Source organism: Acinetobacter sp. CAU_H_78, from assembly GCF_058599365.1.
Map to the genome: position 1 here is coordinate 990263 of NZ_CM178652.1, position 23493 is coordinate 1013755.

The 23493-nt window shown below is 39.8% G+C and carries 24 protein-coding genes; 13 read left to right on the forward strand and 11 right to left on the reverse strand.

Annotation, left to right across the window (positions count from 1 at the left end; genetic code table 11):
- Positions 1–41 precede the first annotated feature (41 nt).
- Positions 42–215 (reverse strand): hypothetical protein, encoded by a 174-nt coding sequence (locus AC4MCD_RS04895; protein ID WP_179993406.1) that lies wholly within the window; start codon positions 213–215, stop codon positions 42–44.
- A 209-nt stretch (positions 216–424) separates the two neighbouring features.
- On the opposite strand from AC4MCD_RS04895, the gene AC4MCD_RS04900 reads away from it, so the two are divergent.
- Positions 425–1078, forward strand: coding sequence for a hypothetical protein (locus AC4MCD_RS04900; RefSeq protein WP_491876675.1), 654 nt, complete (start codon positions 425–427; stop codon positions 1076–1078).
- A 512-nt stretch (positions 1079–1590) separates the two neighbouring features.
- Here the strand turns inward: AC4MCD_RS04900 and AC4MCD_RS04905 are convergent.
- On the reverse strand, positions 1591–2523 hold the full coding sequence (locus tag AC4MCD_RS04905; RefSeq protein WP_419365521.1) for an IS5-like element IS17 family transposase: 933 nt from the start codon (positions 2521–2523) through the stop codon (positions 1591–1593).
- Positions 2524–2744: 221 nt separating this feature from the next.
- Here AC4MCD_RS04905 and AC4MCD_RS04910 point away from each other — a divergent pair, with 221 nt between their 5' ends.
- On the forward strand, positions 2745–2969 hold the full coding sequence (locus AC4MCD_RS04910) for a hypothetical protein (RefSeq protein WP_419365342.1): 225 nt from the start codon (positions 2745–2747) through the stop codon (positions 2967–2969).
- 262 nt (positions 2970–3231) lie between these two features.
- On the opposite strand, the gene AC4MCD_RS04915 is transcribed toward AC4MCD_RS04910, so the two are convergent.
- On the reverse strand, positions 3232–3582 hold the full coding sequence (locus AC4MCD_RS04915; RefSeq protein WP_166135969.1) for a hypothetical protein: 351 nt from the start codon (positions 3580–3582) through the stop codon (positions 3232–3234).
- Positions 3583–3876: 294 nt separating this feature from the next.
- Positions 3877–4575, reverse strand: coding sequence for a putative quorum-sensing-regulated virulence factor (locus tag AC4MCD_RS04920; protein WP_491876676.1), 699 nt, complete (start codon positions 4573–4575; stop codon positions 3877–3879).
- A 350-nt stretch (positions 4576–4925) separates the two neighbouring features.
- Here AC4MCD_RS04920 and AC4MCD_RS04925 point away from each other — a divergent pair, with 350 nt between their 5' ends.
- The 3 genes from AC4MCD_RS04925 to rnk all read left to right on the forward strand — a co-directional run bounded on the left by AC4MCD_RS04925 (position 4926) and on the right by rnk (position 8358).
- Positions 4926–6155, forward strand: coding sequence for an alpha/beta hydrolase (locus AC4MCD_RS04925; protein WP_419374670.1), 1230 nt, complete (start codon positions 4926–4928; stop codon positions 6153–6155).
- A gap of 154 nt (positions 6156–6309) precedes the next feature.
- Positions 6310–7563: a serine hydroxymethyltransferase gene (gene glyA, locus AC4MCD_RS04930; RefSeq protein WP_004784306.1), complete on the forward strand. Its 1254-nt coding sequence runs from the start codon at positions 6310–6312 to the stop codon at positions 7561–7563.
- A gap of 390 nt (positions 7564–7953) precedes the next feature.
- Positions 7954–8358 (forward strand): nucleoside diphosphate kinase regulator, encoded by a 405-nt coding sequence (gene rnk, locus AC4MCD_RS04935; RefSeq protein WP_491876677.1) that lies wholly within the window; start codon positions 7954–7956, stop codon positions 8356–8358.
- 63 nt (positions 8359–8421) lie between these two features.
- Here the strand turns inward: rnk and AC4MCD_RS04940 are convergent, their stop codons facing one another.
- Positions 8422–8910: a TIGR00645 family protein gene (locus AC4MCD_RS04940; RefSeq protein ID WP_005236522.1), complete on the reverse strand. Its 489-nt coding sequence runs from the start codon at positions 8908–8910 to the stop codon at positions 8422–8424.
- A gap of 401 nt (positions 8911–9311) precedes the next feature.
- Between AC4MCD_RS04940 and AC4MCD_RS04945 the strand changes: the two genes are divergently transcribed.
- The 4 genes from AC4MCD_RS04945 to ahpF all read left to right on the forward strand — a co-directional run bounded on the left by AC4MCD_RS04945 (position 9312) and on the right by ahpF (position 13999).
- Entirely contained in the window at positions 9312–10103 is a 792-nt protein-coding gene (locus AC4MCD_RS04945) for a tellurium resistance protein (protein ID WP_491876678.1), read from the forward strand.
- 16 nt (positions 10104–10119) lie between these two features.
- Positions 10120–11253 (forward strand): toxic anion resistance protein, encoded by a 1134-nt coding sequence (locus tag AC4MCD_RS04950; RefSeq protein ID WP_005236518.1) that lies wholly within the window; start codon positions 10120–10122, stop codon positions 11251–11253.
- Between the two features lie 37 nt (positions 11254–11290).
- Positions 11291–12208 carry a hypothetical protein gene (locus AC4MCD_RS04955; RefSeq protein ID WP_491876679.1) on the forward strand — a complete coding sequence of 306 codons (918 nt, stop codon included), beginning with the start codon at positions 11291–11293 and terminating at the stop codon, positions 12206–12208.
- Positions 12209–12433: 225 nt separating this feature from the next.
- Entirely contained in the window at positions 12434–13999 is a 1566-nt protein-coding gene (gene ahpF / locus AC4MCD_RS04960; RefSeq protein WP_491876680.1) for an alkyl hydroperoxide reductase subunit F, read from the forward strand.
- 247 nt (positions 14000–14246) lie between these two features.
- On the opposite strand, the gene AC4MCD_RS04965 is transcribed toward ahpF, so the two are convergent.
- The 3 genes from AC4MCD_RS04965 to AC4MCD_RS04975 all read right to left on the reverse strand — a co-directional run bounded on the left by AC4MCD_RS04965 (position 14247) and on the right by AC4MCD_RS04975 (position 16458).
- A complete protein-coding gene (locus AC4MCD_RS04965) occupies positions 14247–14501 on the reverse strand; it encodes a YfhL family 4Fe-4S dicluster ferredoxin (protein WP_419374667.1) in 255 nt (84 codons plus the stop codon).
- Positions 14502–14504: 3 nt separating this feature from the next.
- Positions 14505–15914 carry a prephenate-dependent tRNA uridine(34) hydroxylase TrhP gene (gene trhP / locus AC4MCD_RS04970; RefSeq protein WP_491876681.1) on the reverse strand — a complete coding sequence of 470 codons (1410 nt, stop codon included), beginning with the start codon at positions 15912–15914 and terminating at the stop codon, positions 14505–14507.
- Positions 15915–16047: 133 nt separating this feature from the next.
- Positions 16048–16458 carry a Cd(II)/Pb(II)-responsive transcriptional regulator gene (locus AC4MCD_RS04975; RefSeq protein WP_312332070.1) on the reverse strand — a complete coding sequence of 137 codons (411 nt, stop codon included), beginning with the start codon at positions 16456–16458 and terminating at the stop codon, positions 16048–16050.
- 85 nt (positions 16459–16543) lie between these two features.
- Here AC4MCD_RS04975 and AC4MCD_RS04980 point away from each other — a divergent pair, with 85 nt between their 5' ends.
- The 3 genes from AC4MCD_RS04980 (at position 16544) to AC4MCD_RS04990 (ending at position 17810) form a co-directional block, all read left to right on the forward strand.
- Entirely contained in the window at positions 16544–17167 is a 624-nt protein-coding gene (locus AC4MCD_RS04980) for a cation efflux transmembrane domain-containing protein (protein WP_491876682.1), read from the forward strand.
- 190 nt (positions 17168–17357) lie between these two features.
- Positions 17358–17609, forward strand: a complete 252-nt coding sequence (locus AC4MCD_RS04985; protein ID WP_180002853.1) for a hypothetical protein — start codon at positions 17358–17360, stop codon at positions 17607–17609.
- Between the two features lie 18 nt (positions 17610–17627).
- Positions 17628–17810 carry a YgdI/YgdR family lipoprotein gene (locus AC4MCD_RS04990; protein ID WP_180105119.1) on the forward strand — a complete coding sequence of 61 codons (183 nt, stop codon included), beginning with the start codon at positions 17628–17630 and terminating at the stop codon, positions 17808–17810.
- A 70-nt stretch (positions 17811–17880) separates the two neighbouring features.
- Here AC4MCD_RS04990 and AC4MCD_RS04995 read toward each other — a convergent pair whose 3' ends face one another.
- Positions 17881–20295 (reverse strand): membrane-bound PQQ-dependent dehydrogenase, glucose/quinate/shikimate family, encoded by a 2415-nt coding sequence (locus tag AC4MCD_RS04995; RefSeq protein WP_491876683.1) that lies wholly within the window; start codon positions 20293–20295, stop codon positions 17881–17883.
- 370 nt (positions 20296–20665) lie between these two features.
- The gene (locus AC4MCD_RS05000; protein ID WP_005236496.1) at positions 20666–21445 is read right to left on the reverse strand and encodes a ferredoxin--NADP reductase; all 780 of its coding nucleotides are present in this window, start codon (positions 21443–21445) and stop codon (positions 20666–20668) included.
- Positions 21446–21550: 105 nt separating this feature from the next.
- On the opposite strand from AC4MCD_RS05000, the gene tsaA reads away from it, so the two are divergent.
- On the forward strand, positions 21551–22270 hold the full coding sequence (gene tsaA, locus AC4MCD_RS05005; protein WP_180033815.1) for a tRNA (N6-threonylcarbamoyladenosine(37)-N6)-methyltransferase TrmO: 720 nt from the start codon (positions 21551–21553) through the stop codon (positions 22268–22270).
- A 53-nt stretch (positions 22271–22323) separates the two neighbouring features.
- Here tsaA and AC4MCD_RS05010 read toward each other — a convergent pair whose 3' ends face one another.
- A complete protein-coding gene (locus AC4MCD_RS05010) occupies positions 22324–23394 on the reverse strand; it encodes a hypothetical protein (RefSeq protein WP_491876684.1) in 1071 nt (356 codons plus the stop codon).
- Positions 23395–23493 lie beyond the last annotated feature (99 nt).

Sequence of the window (23493 nt, forward strand, 5' to 3'; positions counted from 1 at the left end):
CTCATTAGACTAAAAAAACAATTCCAGATTTATAAAATAAATTATGGATTCTCTTCCTCTTCATCCTGATGTTTTTGACGTATTTGATCTCTTTTCACCTGAGGGTCTTGATTCACGCCTAACTGACCGCGTTGAATCTCTCGATCCTGTTTCTCTTGTGGATCTAATTCTTCTTCTGGAAACTCTTCATTCAGTTCTTCATCTGGTTTAGCCATCGGGAATTACCTCTTGGGAATATATATGTATGTATAAGTCGCCCTAGTCCTTTAATTCTATAAAAGTGGATGAATTACATTGTTGTATTTATAGTCTGTTTAATCTCATAAATTGTTGTTTCTATAAATAGATGTGAAATAGATGTGCTGAGTAGTTTTTCTCTTAAAAAATTAGTATCTTATGCTCACAATAAAAATGAGACATAGATATGAAAAAACTATTATTCATTGGGGTAATGATTGGGGCTTCTTCAGTTGCTGGAGCGAATACACCTTTAGCTATTCAACATGGTAATCCTGTTCCAATAGATAAAGCAGTAATTACAACTACATCTTATCATGCTCAAGAAAACCTAATAAGTCAGTACTCTTTAGCTTTTGGCTACGCCGGTTCAAAAATAGGGGCAGACAGTTTTTTTGGTACGGAATCATTCGATGGGCTGTTTATTAATGGTGAATATCAATCCCATCCGACGGCCAGCTTATGGGCCGAATATAAATTTCAAAGTTCAGATATTGATTACAATCAAGTTGCAATTGGGATAAAAAATAAATTTCTGGAAAATGATCAGCTTTATTCAGCAGTTTCTATAGGCTTGGGAATGAGCTGGGTAGATGAAAGTGAAACGGATGCAGATCTTGGTCGAATCGATCTTGAATTGGATTATTTTACAATTCCTGTTGCACTGGAAGTCGGTTATAAAGTTGCTCCTGAAGCAGATTTATTTGGATCTTTTGGTTATCAATGGATGTTTAACCGTGATGCCAAGATTTGTATGAATGGCGCATGTGTCTCTGGCAAGAGTGATGATCTGGACTTAAATGGGGTTACTTATCAATTTGGTTTTCGCTATTACTTTTAGTGGCTAATCAATCGCCTTAATAGCGAATTCGTTTACTTAAGACTTGAAATTGTATCTAGATAAAATTATTCATTTTTCATATAAATAAAGAATATTTTTATTAAAATTTAAATAGATAGGGTATAGAGATAGAAAAGAATAGAGTTGTTTGTAGTACTCTATTGATCCAGCCAAAATATTCTAATCTGCTTTTGAAAAAGCACAATTTAAATATTGTATAAGTCTTCTTTTAGAAGTGTAAAAGCGTATTGTAGGTAAAAAAAATCCTGCTATATTGAACTCATGGTAGGTCATAAAACGAAACGACGCTACCAATAAGTTGGACGGATCAATGACAGTTAGTTGAGCTGGAACTTACGTTCAGGCAATAAATCTAGCACTAGCCATCCAACACAGAGCCCGCAGCGATGCGGGCTTTTTAATGCAAAATTTTAAGCGAGATTTATTAATAATTTTGACTGGCTTTGTTGCACAAAGATTTGAAATGCAAAGCGCCCCTAATTGAGCCAAATTTAAGGCGTAATTTGGGTAAGTGGTCGACCTAATTCCGTAAATCGGTTGAGGACTGCTACACGTGCATGAATTTCATTCACCTGACTAGGAAAGCTTCTTGCCATTAATTTATCGCCTAATAATTTGATGCAATGCATCTTGGTTTCCACCAAACTGCGGCGATGATAGCCTGACCATTTTTTCCATAATGTCCTGCCTAAACGTTTAACTGTTCGAAGTAATTCATTTCGCTCTAGCGAGCTACTCTTTCTATCTTTCCATGGTTTCGCATTTTTTCTAGGTGGAATCACCGCATGTGCTTGCCGATCTGCAATGACCTGACGGCATTGCTTGGTGTCATAAGCTCCATCGGTATAAACAGAGTCAATCTGCTCATCTTGTGGAATCTGATTAAGTAAATCACCAAGCACCTGTGAATCACTGACATTATTGGTCGTGAGCTGAATAGCGCGTATTTGTAGGGTTTTGGCATCTATACCAATATGTAGTTTACGCCATTGGCGACGATATTCAGCTCCATGTTTCTTGCGTTTCCATTCGCCCTCACCTAGAAACTTCATGCCTGTAGAGTCTACAAGTAGATGCAGCCCCTCACTACTTTTTTGGTAGCTGATTGCAATATCAATATGCTTTTGTCTTCTACAAAGCGTACTGTAATCTGGTGCGGTCCAATTTAATCCGCAAAGTTCAATCAGACTTTGCACAAAGCCAGTGACCATACGTAAAGATAGACGGAATAAGGATTTAATCATTAAGCAGCATTGGATAGCTGCGTCGGAGTAGGTTTGATTTCGCCCTTGTTTGCCTTTTGATGGAGCATACCATTGCGTAGCAGGATCAAACCAAATGGCAATATTTCCGCGACTCATGAGTACTCGGTTATATGCGGGCCAATTGGTTGTGCGGTAGATTTTATGTGTAGGCTTCTTCATTTGAAAATTATATCGCTGAAAAAGCCTTTACAGATAGGTTTGTGCAACAAAGCCATTTTGACTCATTTATTTGTATAGCACATTCTTCATTAGCGACTATATAGTCAATAAAAGGTGCTCGCTAAAAAATCTTACATATTCGTTTGAAAGCCTTTCAAATAACTATGTTATAAGAATTCAGACAAGCAAATTTAATAATGCCAATAAAGGGAGGTATGACGATGACAGAAGATTTAATTGAAGTGCGAGTCAAAAACCAGTATGGCAAAATCCTGAATGTAAAAGCATTACTACGTGCTGGTGCTCAGCATAGTGATCCGTCCCAGCGTTTGGAACAGCAAGTTGAATATATTGTAGTGGATGATGAAATTATCAGGCCAACGATTGAACTGTTATTTGCCAGTGAGCAGACTGACTGTATCTATCGTGTTTTGGATCCTAAATAAAGATCCGGGATTCATTAAGCTGCTTTGCGACCCTTAAAAAAGATATAGCTCATCAAATGATGAGCTTGATTTTGATATCTTAGTTCAGCTTCTTTATTAAATAGTTTGATGCAGAATAAAAACTGATAAATTTAATTAGAAGAGATTGGATAAATTCCTATCATTTCTCAGTTTTATAATTTTTTATATTAAATAACATCAAACTCTACATATATGATATAAATTAACTTCTTCAAAAATACGCTCTGAGAAAAGTATTATTTCAGAAAACTTTTAATGTGACATTTACATCATAACGGTCAAACTCGTCCAGAATTTGATGAAGTGTTTGCTGTCCCAGTTCATCTGCCGGCCTGATATGAACTTCCTGATTGGTCGCGCTGTCAAAACATTCAATTGTTTGAATTAGCCAATGATGTTCAATTGAACTCTTTTGAATTAATACCCGTCGTGGCTGTAATGCGTCACTGATCTGGCGTGGCAGTACATAAGTAATCGCAAGTTGTATAGTGTCCAATTCTTCAGCTGGACTTAAAAAGGTGATCACCCAATTACCCACTTTACTGAGCTGCATGGGATTATCAAAGGCATCGAATTCAAGATAATATTGCATAGGAAGAAAGAGGATTAATTTATATTATTTCCTATATGCACCTGTTTAGAGGTGTGTTCTATCACGCTAAAGTATAAGAACAGTTAGGCGTTAGAAAGGATTAAATATTAAATTATTAAAAATCAATAAATTAATATTGATTTGTATCTATTTTTATTCTGAATATCGATTAGTTAAGAGCTTTAAAGACTAAGGTAGTCATCTTTAAAATACTTTATTTCACTTACTGAATAAAAAAAACATTATTAGTTAAAAATCCCTCTCCATATTTAAAGAGGGACGAAAAAATTTCATTTATAGCGTAAGGATCGCTGTATTTTCCAATGCTTTGCGTAGATAGGGATCTAAATCATCCTGACGAAGGAGCCACTGAACATAGTCAGCAGGAAGATCAACAATCGCAGTGCCACGGTGCTTACCAAAATTGATGGTCCGTGGAATACGCGCATCTTCAGATGCCTCATAGAGTTCTTCAATACTGCTGATTTTCAGGTGATGCACAATATGCATCAGGATATTCGCTGTCAAAATGATATCCATATCGGCGCGATGGGCTTTACGGATCATTTCCCGAGCGCGTTCACTGCCTTTGGTAATCATATAGATTAATGCAGAGATATTATGTGCTTCTGCCTCTGGCCAAACCAGGCGGGCGAGGGCAAGGGTACAAATTGCTTTAATATTCGATGAATCGACGCCACATTTTTCTAGGGCACGAATATCATAATCAATATTATGGCCAATGATATAAGTGGTTTCTTGCGGAAGTTCAAAGCTGCTGTAGTGCGGTTGTCCTTCCAAATCGGACTGCAGAATATGGTGTACAGCCATTGCTGCAAAGGAAATTGGTTCGTCGCATGAATAAAGCTGATCAAACAAGCGGCTTTTATCCAGACTGATTTTATGATCTATGATCTCTACAGGCGCATAGGCAATTTCAATGGGTTGACCATTCAAGGTATGGGTTTCAGTATCGAGAATGATAGCCTGCATGACGAAAATATGCCTGAAAAAAGTGGATATCAAAATCTAACATTATTGTTTCGATCCTGACAATTGAAATGCCGGATTTCATCTTTAATTGCAGACTTTTTGACTGATACAGAACATTTGTAATCTAGACTCATAAATAATAGTTTTTAAAGTTTATGTAAATATTTCCAAAACTTAAATTTATCGTATCGGAATGGTCATAAATTAAATCACTATTTATTAGAAAAATAACAAAATAATCTCTTGTATTTAATGAAATAACTTGGGAAATTAATGTCTATTTTTATCAACGGATAAAGATAAAACTATAAAAATCATGAGAGATAATAATTAAGACAAGGATAAGATCGATGAAACGTCATGTATTGACTGGTTCTCTACTCGCGCTAAGCGTAGCTTTAACTGCCTGTAATGATAGCGATGATGATCGTTATTATGAATCCAAACCTGCTATCCCCGTAAATAATATCGACAATCCTGTAGTGGCAACACCTGTAGCCTATAACAAAACAGATTTGTCTGCTGTTGCTGATGAAAGTGTGGTCATGACCTATAAGATGTTAGGTACTAATAATAAGGAAACCCAAGCGACGGCACTGCTTTTCACTCCAAAAGGAACGCCTCCTGCAAAAGGTTGGCCGATAGTGGCATGGGCACATGGTACAACGGGTGTGGCCGATCAGTGTGCGCCAAGTCGCAATGAAATAAATCCTTATATCAAAAATATGATTGCCGGATTTCTTCAAGCTGGATATGTGGTCGTTGCACCTGATTATGAAGGTTTAGGAGAGCCGGGTGGAAAAGAACTTCATCCTTTCCTTAATCTTAAGAGTGAAGCTTATTCGATTACCGATGCTGTAGTCGCAGCAAAAGACTATTTAGGTTCGGATGCTTCTAATCAATGGATGGCTGTCGGTCATTCTCAAGGTGGTCAAGCGGCTTTAGGTGCTGCCCAATATGCAGCACGTGCTTCTCAAATGACTTATAAAGGTACGGTAGCTTTAGCTCCTGCTTCTAATTTCAGTTTGATTTTGGCAGGTGGTGAGGCTCAAGCTGGACAAGAAACAGATCTGAATAAAAAAATTCAAACTCTAGCATCTTTAGATACTTTTACCGCGCTGATCGTCGCGGGATTGCGTAATCCGAATCCAAATCTGCAATATAGTCAGGTTTTTAAAACACCAACAGACGAGATTGCCAAGAATGCTGAAACAGATTGTTATGATGTATTAGGCAACAAATTCGGTACGGCAATGGGAGCTTATGCCCAAACCAATGGAAATCTGGAAGGATATCCGCGTACTCAAGCTAATTTTATGACTATTTCAGTAGTGAAGAATTTCCTGGAAAAAGACTCTCAGCCTTTACAGGTTAAAGTGTCTACACCTGTGATTATTTATCAAGGAGAGGCGGATCCTACTGTTCCAAAGGCTGCAACAGATGTTTTAGTGAGCTTAGCGAATCAGAAACAAACCTCGGTACGCTATATTACGGACGGTTCATGGGACCATGGCAGCGTCTATGCACTGAATATTGCTAATATTATTTCAGATGTAAAATCTCTAATGCCAATTCAATAACTTATTTTTATCTCTATAGCTCATGTTTTTTAAGCATGAGCTATTTTTTATTGCAAACTGAATAAAGTTCATGGTCGAAATTGGCAAAGTTCATGTTACAATACGCGCCAATCTTAGCACGGCTTAAAAGCCCTAATTTAATAGGACCTCGCTAATGTTTGCCAATATCTCTATTGCTGAATTTGATCCAGAAATCGCTCAAGCAATCTCTAACGAAGATGCACGCCAAGAAGCGCACATCGAGTTGATCGCTTCTGAAAACTATTGCTCACCAGCAGTAATGGAAGCTCAAGGATCAAAACTCACTAACAAATATGCAGAAGGCTACCCAGGCAAACGCTACTATGGCGGTTGTGAATATGTAGATGTCATTGAACAATTGGCAATTGACCGTGCTAAAGAATTATTTGGTGCTGATTATGCTAACGTTCAGCCACATGCTGGTTCTCAAGCAAACTCTGCAGTTTATTTAGCGCTGCTTAACCCAGGCGACACAGTATTGGGTATGAGCTTGGCTCACGGTGGTCACTTGACTCACGGTGCGAAAGTAAGCTTCTCTGGTAAAACTTACAATGCAATTCAATACGGTCTAAACCCAGAAACTGGTGAGATCGATTATGAAGAAGTTGAACGTTTAGCTGTAGAACACAAACCACGTATGATCGTAGCTGGTTTCTCTGCATACAGCCAAATCGTAGATTGGCAACGTTTCCGTGACATCGCGGACAAAGTTGGCGCTTACTTATTCGTAGATATGGCTCACGTCGCTGGTCTGGTTGCTGCTGGTGTTTACCCAAGCCCAGTGCAAATTGCTGACGTAACAACAACGACTACCCACAAAACTCTTCGTGGTCCTCGTTCAGGTCTGATCCTTGCGAAAGCAAACGAAGAAATCGAGAAAAAACTTCAATCAGCTGTATTCCCAGGTAACCAAGGTGGTCCTCTGGTTCACGCGGTTGCTGCTAAAGCAATCTGCTTCAAAGAAGCAATGGCACCTGAATACAAAGCATACCAGCAACAAGTGGTTAAAAATGCTCAAGCTATGGCCGAAGTTCTAATCGAACGCGGTTACGATGTTGTATCTGGCGGCACTAAAAACCACCTGTTCTTGTTGTCTCTGATCAAACAAGATATCACTGGTAAAGATGCTGACGCTTGGTTAGGTGCTGCTCACATCACTGTGAACAAAAACTCTGTACCAAACGATCCACGTTCTCCATTCGTGACTTCAGGTATCCGTATCGGTACACCTGCTGTAACGACTCGTGGTTTCGGTGAATCAGAAGTTCGTGAACTTGCTGGTTGGATCGCTGACATCCTTGATGCTAAAGGCGATGAAGCTGTGATCGCTGCTGTTAAAGAAAAAGTTGCTGCTGTTTGCGCTAAATTCCCTGTTTACGCTAAATAAGCCTAACTTGAGAAAAGCCCCCTCAAGGGGGCTTTTTTATTGAGTGATATTTTTTCTAACTCATCTTCTGCTGCTCACTTTTATGATCAGTTAAAAGAGAAGATAAGATCAAAGCCTAATCAATCCTGTATATAAAATACTTATCCTTTTATAAAAAAGTTGAGAAATACAGATCCTATAAATCTGATTTCGAAAAGAGTATTGAGTTTTTCTAAAACTGGTTACATTCTTTAAAAAACAGCTACAGCTTCTGAGTTAAGCTACAATTTTTTAGCAGCTAAAAAAGATTTTTTTACATTTGAACTTAATTTAATTCGATTAATCACTTAGAACCTAGATTCATTTGCTTTTTAAAGACTATTCAATCATTCATTAATCAAGGTAGTAAGAATGGCTAAACCAAAAATTATTTTATCTGAACAGGATTTGGAGCGTCTCGAAACCATGCTTGAAAATCAGGACAAGCTCAGTGAGACCATGCTTCAGCTGGAAGATGAACTGGCTCGTGCTGAAGTGGTCAAGCCAGAGGACATGCCAAGCAATGTGGTGACCATGCATGCGCGTGCATTGCTGACCATTGCACCATCAACGGAGCCTGTAGAAATTACCCTGGTCTACCCACATGAGTTTAAAGGTGAAAAAGGGCAGGTGAATGTCGTAGCACCGATTGGAACTGCAATCTTGGGCCTGGCAGAAGGACAGACCATTGAATGGCCACAACCTGATGGTCAGTTGATGAAAGTCACGATTGAAAAGGTGCTGTATCAGCCGGAACGAGAAGGTGACTATCTATAATTTTTTAGTTAATTCGCCGATATAAAAAGGCCCCTATAATCGGGGCTTTTTAATGTCTATGTTTTAATGCTTGGTGAGTTTATCCAGATAACCCATAATAAATGCAGAAATCACAAAAGTCAGATGCATGATGATGTACCACATGATTTTGTCATTCTCGACGTTACGAGCATCCATAAAAATACGCAGTAAATGAATCGAAGAAATAGCTACGATGGAAGCCGCAACTTTGAGTTTAAGCGAATTGGCATCCATAGTGCCGAGCCAGTTCAGGCGGGTTTTATTTTCATCGATTTTGAGTTGTGAAACGAAATTTTCATAACCTGAAAACATTACCATCACAATAAGTCCACCAACCATGGTCATATCAACCAGGGATAGAATCACCAGGATCAGGTCAGCTTCAGTATATTCAAAGATATGCGGCAGGACATGAATCACTTCCTGAAAGAATTTTAAGGCCAGCAATAATAAAGCGAATGATAAACCAAAATAGACAGGAGCTAAGATCCAGCGTGCGGCATACATCGTATTATGAAAAAAACGTTCCATTTTATTCTCAGGTTACCTACTTTATTGTTGATCTTGATCATAAATAATTCATGCTTAAAATTCGAGAATTATTTATGTTTTATAATGCCTTATAAGTATTCTTAAGTTTAAAAAAAGCTTAATTAAGACCATAAATTAACTTGGCATTTATTGTGCTTATTCTTATTTAGTTGGTTATTAGCCTATTTGAGGCCGATGGAAAAGATTCTAGAGAGCAACAGCAGGCTAGAGGCAAAATGATTCATACAAGAAATGACTGTATGCCAAACTTAATTCCAACAATATCTTCAACTTATATAAAGAAAATTCTATGGCTTGAAGCATTCCTTTGCAAAATGCTACATGTTATGTTGAATGAAAAGACGTACTATAAAAATCGAATTCACTGAGTTTAAAGGGCCATGTCACAGATAGATGTTTTGATTCCAATCCAAGACATTGTAGTAGAGCAGAGCGAGATTCTAAGTATCAAGCGCAATGAACTTGTGCCTTTACTCAACGATCAATACAAGCTGAATCATTATGCTGACCCACTTATTCAGGCGCAGTCCGTACTATTAAATGGGGTAGATCCGCATCTGACACAACAACTGAGCCAGACGATTGAACAGCTGATTCAGATGCTGGCTCAATCAAAAAAATATCTGAAAAAACGTAAATTTAATGCTTTACAGAAATGGCTAGGTATTGATCTGGACTATGGTTCAAGTCAGGTTGAATACTATAAAAAACTGGACTATTTACTGGATCAGGCAGATCACCTTAGCCGTAAGTTGCAAATTGAAATCCAGAAATCCCAATCGCGATTCCAGCAGCTGATCGGTTTACGTGAGCAAATGGCCAAGCATATTGTGGCAGCAGAAGAATTTTTATTTGAATATCCGCAGTTTGTCAGGAATCAGCATCCACTGGATAATTTTTCTGAGCGGCTGTCAAAAAAGGTGCATACCTTAAGAACCTTGCAAAGCAGTAATGACATTGCCATTACTCATATGCAATTGTCCCAGCAACTGTCTTATAGCCTGCTGGATCGATTTAAAGAAGCGCAACAGGTGCTGATTCCGGCCTGGCAATATCATGTCAAACAAAGCCAGACGAAACACTCGACAAGTGATCTGGAAAAACTTGATAATAGCCGAGACAATCTGATTAAAACGTTAAAAAAGTCACTCGAGAAACCCTCGAATACATAACAATATAAGGTGAAACATGACCAAATCTGATGTAGTAAATTTACCTGTCGAAAGCTCAACTGAACTGACTGAACAGAAGTTCCAGCAAATGGATCTGAAAGAGCTGGGCTTGCAGCCTGCCGATTTTCAGGAGGTCTTGGCAGCACGTAAAGAACTGCAAAATATGAGTCATAATAGTGTGGCCGAATATGGCAAAAATATAGCCACCAAAACTTCAAGCTATACCGATGAATTGCTGAATCTGGTGCAGAACAAAGATTTGGATGCAACCGGTCAAAAGCTGAATCAGGTGGTGCAAGTGGCACAGCAACTGAATACCAGCAGTATCCTGAACAAGAAAAAGAGTTCAGGATTTCTTGGCAATATCATCAGCAAATTTAAGGGCGTGAAAGATAACTTTGACTCGCATTTCAATACCACCAAAGAACAGATTGATGTGCTGGTCAAGGAAATTGAAACTTCGCAATCCGGATTAAAAGCCCGCGTTGATACGCTGGATAAAATGTTCGATGGGGTGCAGGAAGAATACAAGCAGCTGGGTATTCATATTGCAGCTGGACGTTTACGTGAACAGGAATTGCAGCAGGAAATTGCTGCGCTCACAGCTTTGCCACAAGATCAGAGCACCACGCAAAAAATCTATGACCTCAATCATCTAGCCAATAATCTGGAAAAACGCATCAGTGATTTACAGGTACTGCAGCAATCTGCGATGCAGACTTTGCCAATGATCCGCATTATCCAGTCCAATAACCTGATGCTGGTCGATAAGTTCTATGCCATTAAAAATATTACGTTACCGGCATGGAAAAACCAGATCAGTCTGGCCATTTCACTGAATGAACAGAAGAACAGCGTACAGCTGGCCAATACCATTGATGATGCGACCAATGAGCTATTACGCCGTAATGCAGATTTATTGCATCAGAACTCAGTCGATACGGCAAAAGCCAACCAGCGTTCTGTTATTGATATTGAAACGCTTGAACATGTGCAAAATACCCTCATTAAAACTGTTAATGATGTGATTCAGATCCAGAAAGAAGGTGTACAGAAACGTACTGAAGCAACGGTACGTTTAAGAGCCTTGCAAGATAATCTGAATCATTTGGTGATTGAATCAAGTACCAGTGGATCTAAACCCAACTAAATCCAGTAGGGCCAAGATCTAAAAAAAGGAGTAGAGATTGCCGCCCTTAGATGAATATGCTGTAAATCCTCAGGAAATCAAGCAAGGGGTCGTCGCACTCAAAAAGCGTCAACGTAATTTGATGCTTTTGGGGCTGACCACCTCTACGGTCTGTATCGCATCTGTGATAGGCCTGTTCTTTCAGCAGGAACTGGTTTATGGCTTTTTTGGCCTGAGTACTCAGCTTCAGCAGCTGCATTTGCCAGTTAGTGTCGATGCTAATCTGGCCAGTATTGGGGATAGTCCGGATTATTTCTTTGCTCTGTTAAGCTGGTTTGGCTGGCTGATCCTGAAAATCTTTGCCTCTTTTATTGGTGCATTTTTTCTTGTTGGGCTGCTGAAGAAGTTTCGCTTCTTCTATGTTCGCTTTCAGTCTTTCATATTGAAGTTTGTAGGCTGGCTGATTTCCTTTATCGTGATCTGGTCAGGACTGACTTATTGGCAATATGACTTGAGAAATGACCGAGAAGATGCTTATCAGCAGGTGGTCTATTACGATAGTAATATCAATGATAGTGAAGTGGCACGTTATCTGGTTGATTCCGATATCCCTTCACCGGTGAAATCTTATTTACTCGCCCAAACTGCACTCTTGCATAAACCCGTCGATTTATCTGCAGCCCGACCTTATGTCGCACAAGTAGTTGAAGCAGAGCGGCAGGATAACAAGTTTGAACAATACGGATTTAAACCGGAACAAATCTGGACGATGCAGCAACAGGTCTATGGTAAAAGCCTAACGCCTGTAGCACAAAGTGTAGATCGTCAAGCTCAGCAAGCAGAACAAGTCAGCAAGATTACCAATGTCATCATTATTGGCATTGCCATCTTATTTGCCTTGCTTAGCTTAATCATATATGCACTGGCCAATTCAATTAAGGGGCGTTCGCTACGTATTGAACAGCGAATCTTCTAAACTTAAAAATGCTCCGTTAAAAGGAGCATTTTTATTTTCCAATCTATATTCGGTTTCTTTGGGATAAAAGGCATAAATTCTAGCGATAATAAAAAATAAAATGAGGAGATGGTTTAGATCTATAAAAACGATCATTAAGATAAAAACAAACTGTTTTACCTATTTTTTTTATTCACTTAATATAGCTTCATCGAATAAATATTTACTCCCTTGGAGACGTTAGCAATGTTAGATCAAAATACTTCAGCTCAATTAAAAACACTACTTGAACGTTTGGAAGGCCCGATTGAATTAGTGGCAACTCTGGATGGCTCTGACAAATCAGCCAAAATCAAAGAACTGGTTGAGGAAATCGCTCAGCTTTCTGATTTAGTCACTGCCCGTTTTGATGGTACCAACAAACGTGCACCAAGCTTTGGTGTTGCAAAAGCCGGTGAACAGCCTCGTGTGTTCTTTGCAGGCTTGCCGATGGGCCATGAGTTTACTTCCTTGATTTTGGCATTGCTACAAACTTCAGGCTATGCACCCAAAGTTTCTGCTGAAGTTCTGGAATCGATCAAAGGCTTGGGCATTAAATCTGACTTTGATGTATTCGTATCACTGAGCTGTCATAACTGTCCGGATGTGGTGCAGGCATTGAACCTGATTGCCATTTATAACCCGGGTACAACAGCAACCATGATTGATGGTGCCTTCTTCCAGGACGAAGTGGAAGAACGCAAAATCATGGCCGTACCGATGGTCTTCCAGGACAATGAACATATCGGTCAGGGTCGTATGACACTGGAAGAAATCATTGCCAAACTGGATACCAATGCGGCAGCCAAAGATGCTGAAAAACTGAATGCCAAAGATGCATTTGATGTGTTGGTGATCGGTGGTGGACCTGCTGGTAATACTGCAGCGATCTATGCAGCACGTAAAGGTATCAAAACTGGGATCGTGGCTGAACGCATGGGCGGTCAGGTGATGGATACCATGGACATCGAAAACTATACGTCAGTGCAAAAAACTCAAGGTCCAAAATTCGCCGCTGAAATGGAAGCACACGTGCGTGAATACGGTGTTGACATCATGAACCTGCAACGTGTCTCTGACATCAAAGGTGCAGATAGCACAGCCAATGGTCTGGTAGAAGTGACTTTAGAAAATGGTGCGAAACTTGAATCTAAAACAGTCATTCTGTCTACCGGTGCACGCTGGAGAGAGATGAATGTTCCAGGTGAAGCAGAATACAAAACTCGTGGGGTAGCGTACTGCCCACACTGTGATGGGCCATTGTTCAAAGGCAAACGTGTTGCGGTGATTGGTGGTGGTAACTCGGGTGTAGAAGCTGCGATCGACCTTGCAGGGATTGTTGAGCATGTAACGCTGGTTGAATTTGATACCAAACTGCGTGCGGACCAAGTGCTTCAAGACAAATTGAACAGCTTGCCAAACACCACTGTAATCAAAAATGCGCTTTCTACCGAAGTGATCGGTGACGGTTCACAAGTCACAGCGTTGAAATACAAAGACCGTGCGACTGATGAAGAGCACACTGTTGAGCTTGCAGGGATCTTTGTTCAGATTGGTTTGTTGCCGAACACCGACTTCCTGAAAGGAACTGATTTTGAGTTAACTAACCGTGGTGAGATTGTGATTAACGAGCGCAACGAAACCAATGTGAAAGGTGTGTTTGCTGCAGGTGACTGTACCACTGTTCCTTACAAACAGATCATCATCGCAACTGGTGAAGGTGCCAAAGCATCATTATCTGCCTTTGATTACATCATTCGCTCTGGTCAGTAAAAAAAAGAGCACCTGGAATCCCCACATTCCAGGTGCTTCATCTCAAACACCTATTATTATTTTCGCTTTATAGGAACTCAGGACGCTAACACCCGGGTTCCTTTTTTTAGTTATTATTAGATCAGCCAAAAGCGTCCCCAATCGCTTTTAGCTGTTCCTTTCCTCTGGACAATTTTTGTTTTCAACCCTTATTTTTATCTTTCCCCAAGGTTGTTCTTAGATGAAGTCATAAGACTTCATGCATCATTCAAGCTTTGAACAGATTCAAACCTTTAAATTTCTCCATTAACTGTTCTTTCGTTTCCCGATGTTCGGGATGCGGCACAATGCATTCAATCGGACAGACGGCAATACAGGTTTGATGATCATAGAAACCCACACACTCGGTACAACGAGTGACATCAATTTCATAGACCTTATCGCCCTCATAAATTGCTTCATTTGGGCATTCCGGTAAGCACATATCACAGTTGATACATTTATCGGTAATCAAGAGCGCCATTTTTTAACTCGCCTGATAAGCCAATGAAGAGGCTGAAATGTCTACAGTCGATGATGGCAGATTACGGATCAGCAGGGCATACTGCATATCGACATCTGCAGGCACTGGAATTTCAACGACATGACCTGAACCTTTGGCATCTTCAATCAGATTGCCTTTACGGTCTTTGATCTCAGTTAAGGTAAAAGTGATGTTGCCTTTAGTGGTCATCAACTCTAGTGAATCACCGACGACAAAACGGTTTTTCACATCAATCTTGATATAGTCGCCATTACGCTCTAACACTTCCCCGCAGAACTGCTGATGATCGAAACTCGATGAACCATTTTCATAGTTTTGATATTCACTATGTACATGACGGCGTAGGAACCCTTCGGTATAGCCACGGTTTGCCAAGCCTTCCAGTTGAGTCATCAATGAAGGGTCGAATGGTTTACCAGCAAGCGCATCATCAATGGCTTTACGGTAAATCTGCGCAGTACGCGCACAGTAGAAATAAGATTTGGTTCGACCTTCAATTTTTAGTGAATGTACGCCAATTTTAGTCAGACGTTCTACATGCTGCACTGCACGCAGGTCTTTGGAATTCATAAAATAGGTGCCGTGCTCGTCTTCTTCAGCAGCGAACATATTCTCGTCATTACGTTGCAATAACACGGGTTCATCAAACTGATGTTGTACTTGCATACGTGACTCATCAGCATCTTTTGAACAACAGCCAGAATTAATATTTTTAACCGGGATCACGTCACCAGTCACATCTTCCTTGGCATCCAGTACTTTGTATTCCCAGCGGCAGGCATTAGTGCAGGCACCCTGATTGGCATCTCGCTTGTTCATATAACCAGACAGCATGCAACGGCCAGAATAGGCCATGCACAGTGCGCCATGAACGAAGACTTCAATCTCCATATCTGGGACTTGCTGTTTGATTTCTTCAATTTCTTCGATGGATAACTCACGTGACAGGATTACGCGAGTGAGGCCCATGTTTTTCCAGAATTTCACCGTTGCCCAGTTCACTGCGTTGGCTTGAACTGAAAGATGAATATCCATATCCGGGAAGTGCTCACGCACCATCATGATCAAGCCAGGATCAGACATAATCAGTGCATCTGGCTGCATCGCCACAACTGGTTCAAGATCGCGAATAAAATGTTTCAGTTTGGAGTTATGCGGCTGAATATTCACAACCACATAGAATTTTTTTCCAAGCGCATGAGCTTCCTTGATACCAATCGCCAGATTGTCATGGTCAAATTCATTATTACGAACACGCAAGCTATAACGCGGCTGGCCGGCATAGACTGCATCTGCACCATAAGCAAAGGCATAACGCATGTTTTTTAGGGAGCCAGCAGGTGAGAGAAGTTCGGTAACGTGAGAAATGCTCATGATAAAATCGAAAGACATATAAAAAGTACGTCTTTATTCTAGTCATCTAAAATCAGGATTCAACCTAGTAAATAACTCGGAATTGGCATAATTCAACTCAATTTCAAGTTAAAAGATAAACAGTAAGCGATTTAAAATATCCATAAATATTTCAGCTATTTTCAATAGATTCCAGTGTTTTCAAAATCTGGCAATGATCAATCGTGGTTGGGGTATTACAGCTTTCGCGAAGCGCCATTAACTGCTGTTTAAATAACTGTAATTCTTTAATTTTATTTGAAATATCTATAAGGTGCTGATCAATCATCTGGTTAACTTCACAGCAATCCTGTTCTGGATTCTGCTCCAGCTGAATCAGGTATTCAATTTCTTTTAAAGACATGCCTAAAGCACGGCAGCGTTTGATAAAAATCAAGCGTTTTAAGGCATCTTCGCCATAATAACGATACTGGTTACTTGCTCGAAAATTCGGCTGAATCAAACCTCTTTTCTCATAAAATCGAATGGTATCAGTACTTAAATCAGTTTTCTTGGCTATATCAGAAATCAAATAATGTGACATAAATACCTCAGGCTTGACCTTGGAGTGACTCCATAGTTTCTAATGACTGTATCGCATTCAGGATAAAAAATCATCGGAGAATAATATGGCCTGTAGTTGTAGTCATGAACCCGCGCCGCACAACTCTAATAGCAAATTTAGAACAGCTTTATGGATTGCATTATTGATTAACCTGACCTTATTTGGTGTGGAGCTGATTGGCGGTACTTATGCACATTCATCGGCCTTATGGGCAGATGCACTAGATTTTTTTGGAGATGCTGTGAATTATGGTATTTCTCTGGCGGTGATTGGTGCAAGTCTGTATTGGCGTGCAACAGTTGCTCTGATTAAAGGATTGACCATGGCAGTATTTGGTCTGGTCGTCATTGGTAAAGTGATTTATGCCTTTATGCAAGGTATTCCACCTGAAGCCATTACGATGGGGATCATCGGGATATTGGCCTTAATCGCAAACGTTGTCACAGCCATAATTTTATATGCTTTCCGGGATGGCGATGCCAATATGAAATCAGTCTGGTTGTGCAGCCGTAATGATGCGATCGGCAATGTGGCCGTCATTTTTGCAGCAGTGGGAGTGTTTGGCACTGGCAGTCTATGGCCAGATGTTATTGTTGCATTCATTATGGCAAGTCTAGGCTTAAGTGCTGGATATCATGTGGTGAAACAGGCTTTAGCTGAACGAGTATTGCAGCATGAGTCAGTCTGATTCTTAATATTAAATTTAATTATGAAAAAGCTGCTGATCAGGCAGCTTTTTTATTAGCCATAAGTCTAAAAAATAGATGAAAAATAAAGCTTTACAAATGCGATAAATTTAGGAAGAATCATGCGCGAAATTTAGAAAAGATTCATATAACTAAACAATTTAAATTTTTTAGTGTTTTTGAGGGGGAGCAATGAGCTTCATAAAACTATTTTCACTTTCAACTATTGTACTGATGACTGGCTGTAGTTCTATGGTCGTCACTTATGACGCATCTGGTCAGGTGATTGGATCATGTAAAGCTACACGTGGTCTGCTTTCAACTGCTAGTGCTCATTGTAATGGATCAGGCAATGCAATTGGCGTGAACTACAATACGGTGGATGCCAAGACAGGTTTATTGCCAGTACCACCAAGTCAAAATCAGATTCATTTAGCACCATAAATCTTAGAGGGGAATATTATGAAATTATCAGCACTTATTGCATTAGCAGCGACTATTGTACTAACTGGTTGTGCATCAACAGTGACTACATTTGACTCACATGGCCGTATGATCGGTTCATGCAAAGCAGAAAGCGGCTTTATTATCGGTGGTGGTGCAGGCTGTTCTGGTTCTGCAAACCAGGAAGGTGCAAATCGTTAATGTGATTTTGATTCACTTTATATAAAAAACCGAAGCCTAAGCTTCGGTTTTTTCTTTATCCATTAAAAAATTATTTTTGGTCGGGTAAAGCAAAGGCAATGATATAGTCGCCAACATCTTTAGAATGGCTTGCACCACCTGCAGAGATGACAACATACTGTTTGCCAGTTTTTGGAGATTTATAAATCAGCGGTGCAGCAACAGCAGCAACAGGAAGCTCAGCTTTCCACACTTCTTTACCAGTTTTTGAATCCAACGCACGTAGGTAATAATCCTGAGTACCTGCGAAGAACACCAGACCAGAAGCAGTTGAAGTAGGACCACCGAGTGTTGGCATACCTAAAGGAATTGGCATATGGGTTTTAACACCTAATGGCCCCAATTCTTTGGCCGTACCCATTGGTACTTCCCAAACGACTTTTTTAGATTTCAAGTCGATGGCAGTCATGGTACCAAATGGAGGTTTGTTACAAGGCACACCCAGTTTAGACTGCATGATGTCAATTTTCACACCCGCATAAGGACCAGCCAATTGTGGACGTACTGTACCCATGAATCCTGGTACTTCGTCAGTTGAGATATGGTATTTGCTCATATCTTCTTTACGAACAAGAGACATACGAAGTGGCATACGCATATCGTTGACGTACATCATGCCAGTCGATTCATCAATGGAGATACCACCCCAGTTGAAACCACCAAGCAGGCTAGGCCATTCAATATATGGTTTTTCACCAGGTGCAGTGTATAGACCGTTATAGACAGAGTCCTTAAAGTCGATACGACATGCCAATTGGTCAAAGGTTGAGATCCCCCACATATCCTGTTCAGTCAATGTGGCATTCCCAATTTGTGGCATGCCAACAGAGAATGGTTGGGTAGGAGAAAGTTTTTCGCCTTCAGCACCATTGGTGTCGACTGGACGTTCTTCAACTTTAGTCACTGGTTTACCAGTACGGCGGTCAAGAACGAAGATTTGACCCATTTTGGTAGTTTGAATCAACGCTGGAACTTTTTTGCCATGATTATCAGTCATGTCATAAAGCACAGGTTGTGACGGCAAGTCATAATCCCAGACATCATGGTGAACAGTTTGATATGTCCAAACAGTTTTACCAGTTAAGGCATTTACCGCAACAATGGCAGAGCCAAATTTTTCTTTGGCTCCGTTACGGTCGCCGCCCCAGTAGTCAGGAGGACCATTACCTGTAGGCAAGTAAACCAGATTCAGGTCTTTGTCATAAGTCGGGATGGTCCACATGTTTGGTGTTTCTAAAGTAAAGCCTTTGCCATCTTTAGGTTCACCAACCAGTTCAGGATTACCGACATCCCAAGCCCAAGCCAATTGACCAGTACGAACGTCATAAGCACGGACAACACCAGAAGGTTCACCATGCACAATATCACGTACCCAACCGCCTAATACAGCGACATGACCCGCAATCAGTGGGGTCGAGGTTGGGTGATAACGTTTACTTTGTTCAGTTGGGCCCATGTCATGCAAGACATCGACTTGACCATTCACACCAAACTCAGGACATAAAGCACCTGTTTTGGCGTTCAAAGCAATTAAACGGCCATCAACAGTAGAAGTCAGGATACGTTGTGGACAAGCTTTAATACCCGGTGCTTGTAGGTCTGCTGCAGTTAAAGATTTGTCTTTAGTTGCATCATAGTAACCAACACCACGGCAAGTGATATGCTCTGCAGTTTTTGCATGGGGATCATATTTCCAAAGTGCTTTACCACTGTCACCATCAATTGCTGAAATGATGTTAGTCGGTGTACATGAATATAAAGTACTACCAATTTGAATTGGTGTATTTTCATCGACACCGGCAGAAGTATCACGACCTGTATGGTAAGTCCAAGCAACTTTCAGATCTTTAACATTTTCAGGGGTAATGTCGGTATATGGTGCAAAACGGGTACCATTACCATTACGACCGAAATATTCCCAGTTGTCTGGGTTTTCTGCATTCGGTTTAGCCAGTGCAGGGTCTTGTACGATATCAACAGGATTGAGGATTTTGCCATGTGGGAAGAACGCAGCAATCAGGGCTGCGACACAGGCAAAGAAACCGGCAAAGCCAACAAGATTGGCAGCTTTGATTTTTGCAGCATTGAGTGCTGGCAGGCTTTTGCTTGCCCACATGCTGAGGACAAACAGAATAGTTGGAACCACCAGACGTGGGATATATTGCCAGAAGCTCAAACCTTGAACTTCAGCAATAGACCAGAGGATGGTTGCAATAAAAGTAACAATAGAAAGCCAGAAACCAAAGGCTTTTTTCATCGCATATAAAATGGTGATTGCAACATAGGCAATCCCTGCAATGAGATAATAGCTTGTACCACCGAGGCTGAGTAATTTAGCGCCTTGAATGATCAAGTACAGCGCAACAAGTAAAGTCAGTACGACAACAAAATATCGATAGACTTTAGACCCTGTACGCTCGATAGAGGAGGGTTGTTCAGTGCTCATACCTTGCCTATAAAAAACGGCTTGGTTGCATAAACGGTGAAACAGGAGAATGGGATCAAAACAGATCGAATTAAAAGTTTACAGAGTTTATGTAACTAAGTTTTTAGCGAGGATAAATCCTCAGGAGAAATCAATTACAGTTACATATTCTAACATTTAAGAAGGAATTTTTGACTAAAAAATATAATACAGGCATTGATATTTATCATTTATTTTATTGTTTTAACCAATTTTATTTTCCTAATTACGCTAATTATAAGAAATTTTAAGTAGAGAGTAGGTTGGGTTAATTCTTTCAGATTAAGACTTACTAGATATAAAAAACGCATGCTTTAAGCATGCGTTTTGAATTGCAAAAGGTTTTTGCAGTTTATTTTTCAACGAATGCACGTTCAATTACGTAATCGCCCAGAACCCCCATACGTGGAGATTCTTTCAGACCATGTTGATCCAGAAGCGCAGCAACGTCGTCCAGGAATGCAGGAGAACCACAAAGCATTGCACGGTCAGTTTCAGGGTTGAAACGTGGCAGACCGATTTTCTCGAATAATTGACCAGATTCAATCGCAGTGGTTACACGACCTTGAGTATGGAACTCTTCACGAGTAACAGTTGGGTAATACACTAATTTTTCTTTAGCGCCCAATTCACCGAAGAATTCATGGTTTGGAATTTCGTTCAAAATCAAATCTTGATAAGCCAGTTCTGAAATGAAACGTGTACCGTGAACGACGATGATTTTTTCGAAACGTTCATAAGTTTCTGGATCACGAATCACAGAAAGGAATGGTGCAAGGCCAGTACCCGAAGAAAGCAGGTACAGGTTTTTACCTGGGTTTAAATCATCAAGAACCAGCGTACCTGTAGGTTTTTTAGAAACCAGGATTTCGTCGCCAACTTTAACTTTTTGTAGAATAGAAGTAAGAGGACCATCTGGCACTTTAATAGAGAAAAACTCTAGCTCTTCTTCATAGTTTGCACTTGCGATTGAATACGCACGCATTAAAGGCTTGCCATTGACTTCAAGACCGATCATCACAAACTGACCGTTTTTAAAACGTAATGCAGTGTCACGAGTCGTTTTAAAAGAGAATAAAGTGTCATTCCAATGGTGGACGTGAGTAATCTTTTCGACGTTAAAAGCAGCCATTAAAGGTCTCAATAAGTTATCAAATTAGAATAGGTTGCTATTCTAATCTAAATTCATTCTCTATAAACTGAATATATTTAATTGAGCTTATCAAAAAAAGTGATTATGACCGAACTCACTCTGCCGATTATTGGCTATATGCATTCTCCCTATAAAGAAAAGTTTGGCATCCCGCGTCAGCCTAATTTGGTACAGGTTGAAAGCTATATTGAAATGACCGGTCCATATAATGATTTACTCGCATTTGAAGGCATCGAAGAGTTTAGTCATCTCTGGTTAGTCTGGCAGTTTCATGATAATAAAAATCAGCAGAGCCAGCAATTTCGTCCGCAGGTTCGTCCACCCCGTTTAGGCGGAAACCAGAAAATCGGGGTGTTTGCGACACGTAGTATGTACCGTCCTGCACCCATTGGTTTATCAGTCGTGAAATTAAATCGTGTCGAAAAAGTCGGTAAAAATGTCCGGGTTTATGTCACAGGAAGTGACCTGTTAGATGGAACGCCGATTATAGACATTAAACCCTATATTCAGTATTCAGATGCCGTGATTGAGGCACAAAGTGGTTATGCACAGGATGAGCCACAACGTAAATCGGTAATTTGGACAGAAGAGGCGGAGCAGCAAAAACAGCAGTTCATGAGTAAGGGAAAAGTTTCTCCACAAATACTGCAAGAACTCGAAAAAGTTCTCTCTTTGGATCCGAGACCTGCTTATCAGGATGATGAGGAACGGGTTTATGGAATGAAGTTTGCGGATTTAGATGTGAGGTTTTTGGTAAGAGAGTTATCTGTTTATATATCAGAAATAGAATATACTGAATTGTGATTGAAGAAACTAAGATAAGCGTATCTTATATACGCTTATCTCTAGTCATATTTTTACTTCAATTTACGATATTTATCAATTTCTTGACTAGCAGTAGAGTTGAAAACAGTACATTCTTTTTGTAAAGATTGAATATATAACTCTTGTTCTAAAATATCCTCTGCATCTGTAAGGTTGTCAGACTTAAGTTCTTTTAAAATTTGTCTTTCAATTTCAATTTCTTTATTTAAAGAGTAATAGGTACCTGATTTATTGTATTCACCCATTCGATATTTATTATCAATTTGCACAAGGGCACTAACATATTCATTTGGGTAAATTGAATTCGAGATGAAAGCGTTATATCCACCTAAGTTTATAGTTTTATATCCGTCAGAGAATATGTCTGGGAAACTATCAAAAGTATCGTATGGATTTTGATACATCATAATGAAGTCTTTGCTCGAAGATAAACTTAATCCTCTTAAGCATTTTGAGCCACTTGGAAATGTCTTGCCTTTAAGTTTTGAAAGATAGAGTTGTCCGAAATCCCCATAATTATTTAGCTTGGGTTCGGAAGAGACTAGATACAGATGAGTGTCTATGTATTCAATCAATGGTTTACCAGATAGATCGACTAACTCATATTTTTCAGTTAATTGAAGGCCTGTATGTCCAATTTTAGAGGATGGAATATAAGTTTTCTCAGTCACCGAGTTTTTTAGAAGTGATCCAATTTTATAGCCTAATTCAGGATCTTTATTTAACTCTAATTCGTACAGACCTTCATTGGTTAAGTAATCACCAAAAATATACAGTTCATTTATATCAAGATTTTCCATATCTTTTAGGTTGCTTAAATAGTCTACACGGACATACTGCGTATCTCCTTTACTCGTAAAAGTGAGTTTGTCGAATAAATAATCGGAGCCAGTAAAATATGAAGGAGAATAGGCAGACCATTCGGAATCATTTGTTGTAGTATTTCCAGTTCCAGTTCCAGTTCCAGTTCCAGTTCCAGTTCCAGTTCCAGTTCCAGTTCCAGTTCCAGTTCCAGGGTTTGAATCAGAAGAAGAGGATCCCCCACCACAAGCACTTAGCATGAATGCACTAAAAATTGCGAGTGATAAATTCTTAAATTTCATAAAAATCCCTATAAAAAATCGTAGTAATAAAATTGTTTTTTAAAATAAAGCAGACTAATTATAGCGAATAAATATCAAAATTAAATTTACAAAATATAT

What these genes read in the sequence shown, in the direction of transcription:
- AC4MCD_RS04920 (WP_491876676.1), bottom strand. Translation starts at nt 4,575, where the DNA reads ATGCAGGCTATCATTCTCGATACTGAAACCCATACCTTGAATGGTCAA.
- AC4MCD_RS04995 (WP_491876683.1), bottom strand. Translation starts at nt 20,295, where the DNA reads ATGAGCACTGAACAACCCTCCTCTATCGAGCGTACAGGGTCTAAAGTC.
- AC4MCD_RS04945 (WP_491876678.1), top strand. Translation starts at nt 9,312, where the DNA reads ATGTCACAGATAGATGTTTTGATTCCAATCCAAGACATTGTAGTAGAG.
- ahpF (WP_491876680.1), top strand. Translation starts at nt 12,434, where the DNA reads ATGTTAGATCAAAATACTTCAGCTCAATTAAAAACACTACTTGAACGT.
- AC4MCD_RS04910 (WP_419365342.1), top strand. Translation starts at nt 2,745, where the DNA reads ATGACAGAAGATTTAATTGAAGTGCGAGTCAAAAACCAGTATGGCAAA.
- AC4MCD_RS05010 (WP_491876684.1), bottom strand. Translation starts at nt 23,394, where the DNA reads ATGAAATTTAAGAATTTATCACTCGCAATTTTTAGTGCATTCATGCTA.
- tsaA (WP_180033815.1), top strand. Translation starts at nt 21,551, where the DNA reads ATGACCGAACTCACTCTGCCGATTATTGGCTATATGCATTCTCCCTAT.
- AC4MCD_RS04895 (WP_179993406.1), bottom strand. Translation starts at nt 215, where the DNA reads ATGGCTAAACCAGATGAAGAACTGAATGAAGAGTTTCCAGAAGAAGAA.
- AC4MCD_RS04925 (WP_419374670.1), top strand. Translation starts at nt 4,926, where the DNA reads ATGAAACGTCATGTATTGACTGGTTCTCTACTCGCGCTAAGCGTAGCT.
- AC4MCD_RS04950 (WP_005236518.1), top strand. Translation starts at nt 10,120, where the DNA reads ATGACCAAATCTGATGTAGTAAATTTACCTGTCGAAAGCTCAACTGAA.
- AC4MCD_RS05000 (WP_005236496.1), bottom strand. Translation starts at nt 21,445, where the DNA reads ATGGCTGCTTTTAACGTCGAAAAGATTACTCACGTCCACCATTGGAAT.
- AC4MCD_RS04985 (WP_180002853.1), top strand. Translation starts at nt 17,358, where the DNA reads ATGAGCTTCATAAAACTATTTTCACTTTCAACTATTGTACTGATGACT.
- AC4MCD_RS04980 (WP_491876682.1), top strand. Translation starts at nt 16,544, where the DNA reads ATGGCCTGTAGTTGTAGTCATGAACCCGCGCCGCACAACTCTAATAGC.
- AC4MCD_RS04915 (WP_166135969.1), bottom strand. Translation starts at nt 3,582, where the DNA reads ATGCAATATTATCTTGAATTCGATGCCTTTGATAATCCCATGCAGCTC.
- rnk (WP_491876677.1), top strand. Translation starts at nt 7,954, where the DNA reads ATGGCTAAACCAAAAATTATTTTATCTGAACAGGATTTGGAGCGTCTC.
- AC4MCD_RS04990 (WP_180105119.1), top strand. Translation starts at nt 17,628, where the DNA reads ATGAAATTATCAGCACTTATTGCATTAGCAGCGACTATTGTACTAACT.
- glyA (WP_004784306.1), top strand. Translation starts at nt 6,310, where the DNA reads ATGTTTGCCAATATCTCTATTGCTGAATTTGATCCAGAAATCGCTCAA.
- AC4MCD_RS04900 (WP_491876675.1), top strand. Translation starts at nt 425, where the DNA reads ATGAAAAAACTATTATTCATTGGGGTAATGATTGGGGCTTCTTCAGTT.
- trhP (WP_491876681.1), bottom strand. Translation starts at nt 15,914, where the DNA reads ATGTCTTTCGATTTTATCATGAGCATTTCTCACGTTACCGAACTTCTC.
- AC4MCD_RS04975 (WP_312332070.1), bottom strand. Translation starts at nt 16,458, where the DNA reads ATGTCACATTATTTGATTTCTGATATAGCCAAGAAAACTGATTTAAGT.
- AC4MCD_RS04965 (WP_419374667.1), bottom strand. Translation starts at nt 14,501, where the DNA reads ATGGCGCTCTTGATTACCGATAAATGTATCAACTGTGATATGTGCTTA.
- AC4MCD_RS04940 (WP_005236522.1), bottom strand. Translation starts at nt 8,910, where the DNA reads ATGGAACGTTTTTTTCATAATACGATGTATGCCGCACGCTGGATCTTA.
- AC4MCD_RS04905 (WP_419365521.1), bottom strand. Translation starts at nt 2,523, where the DNA reads ATGAAGAAGCCTACACATAAAATCTACCGCACAACCAATTGGCCCGCA.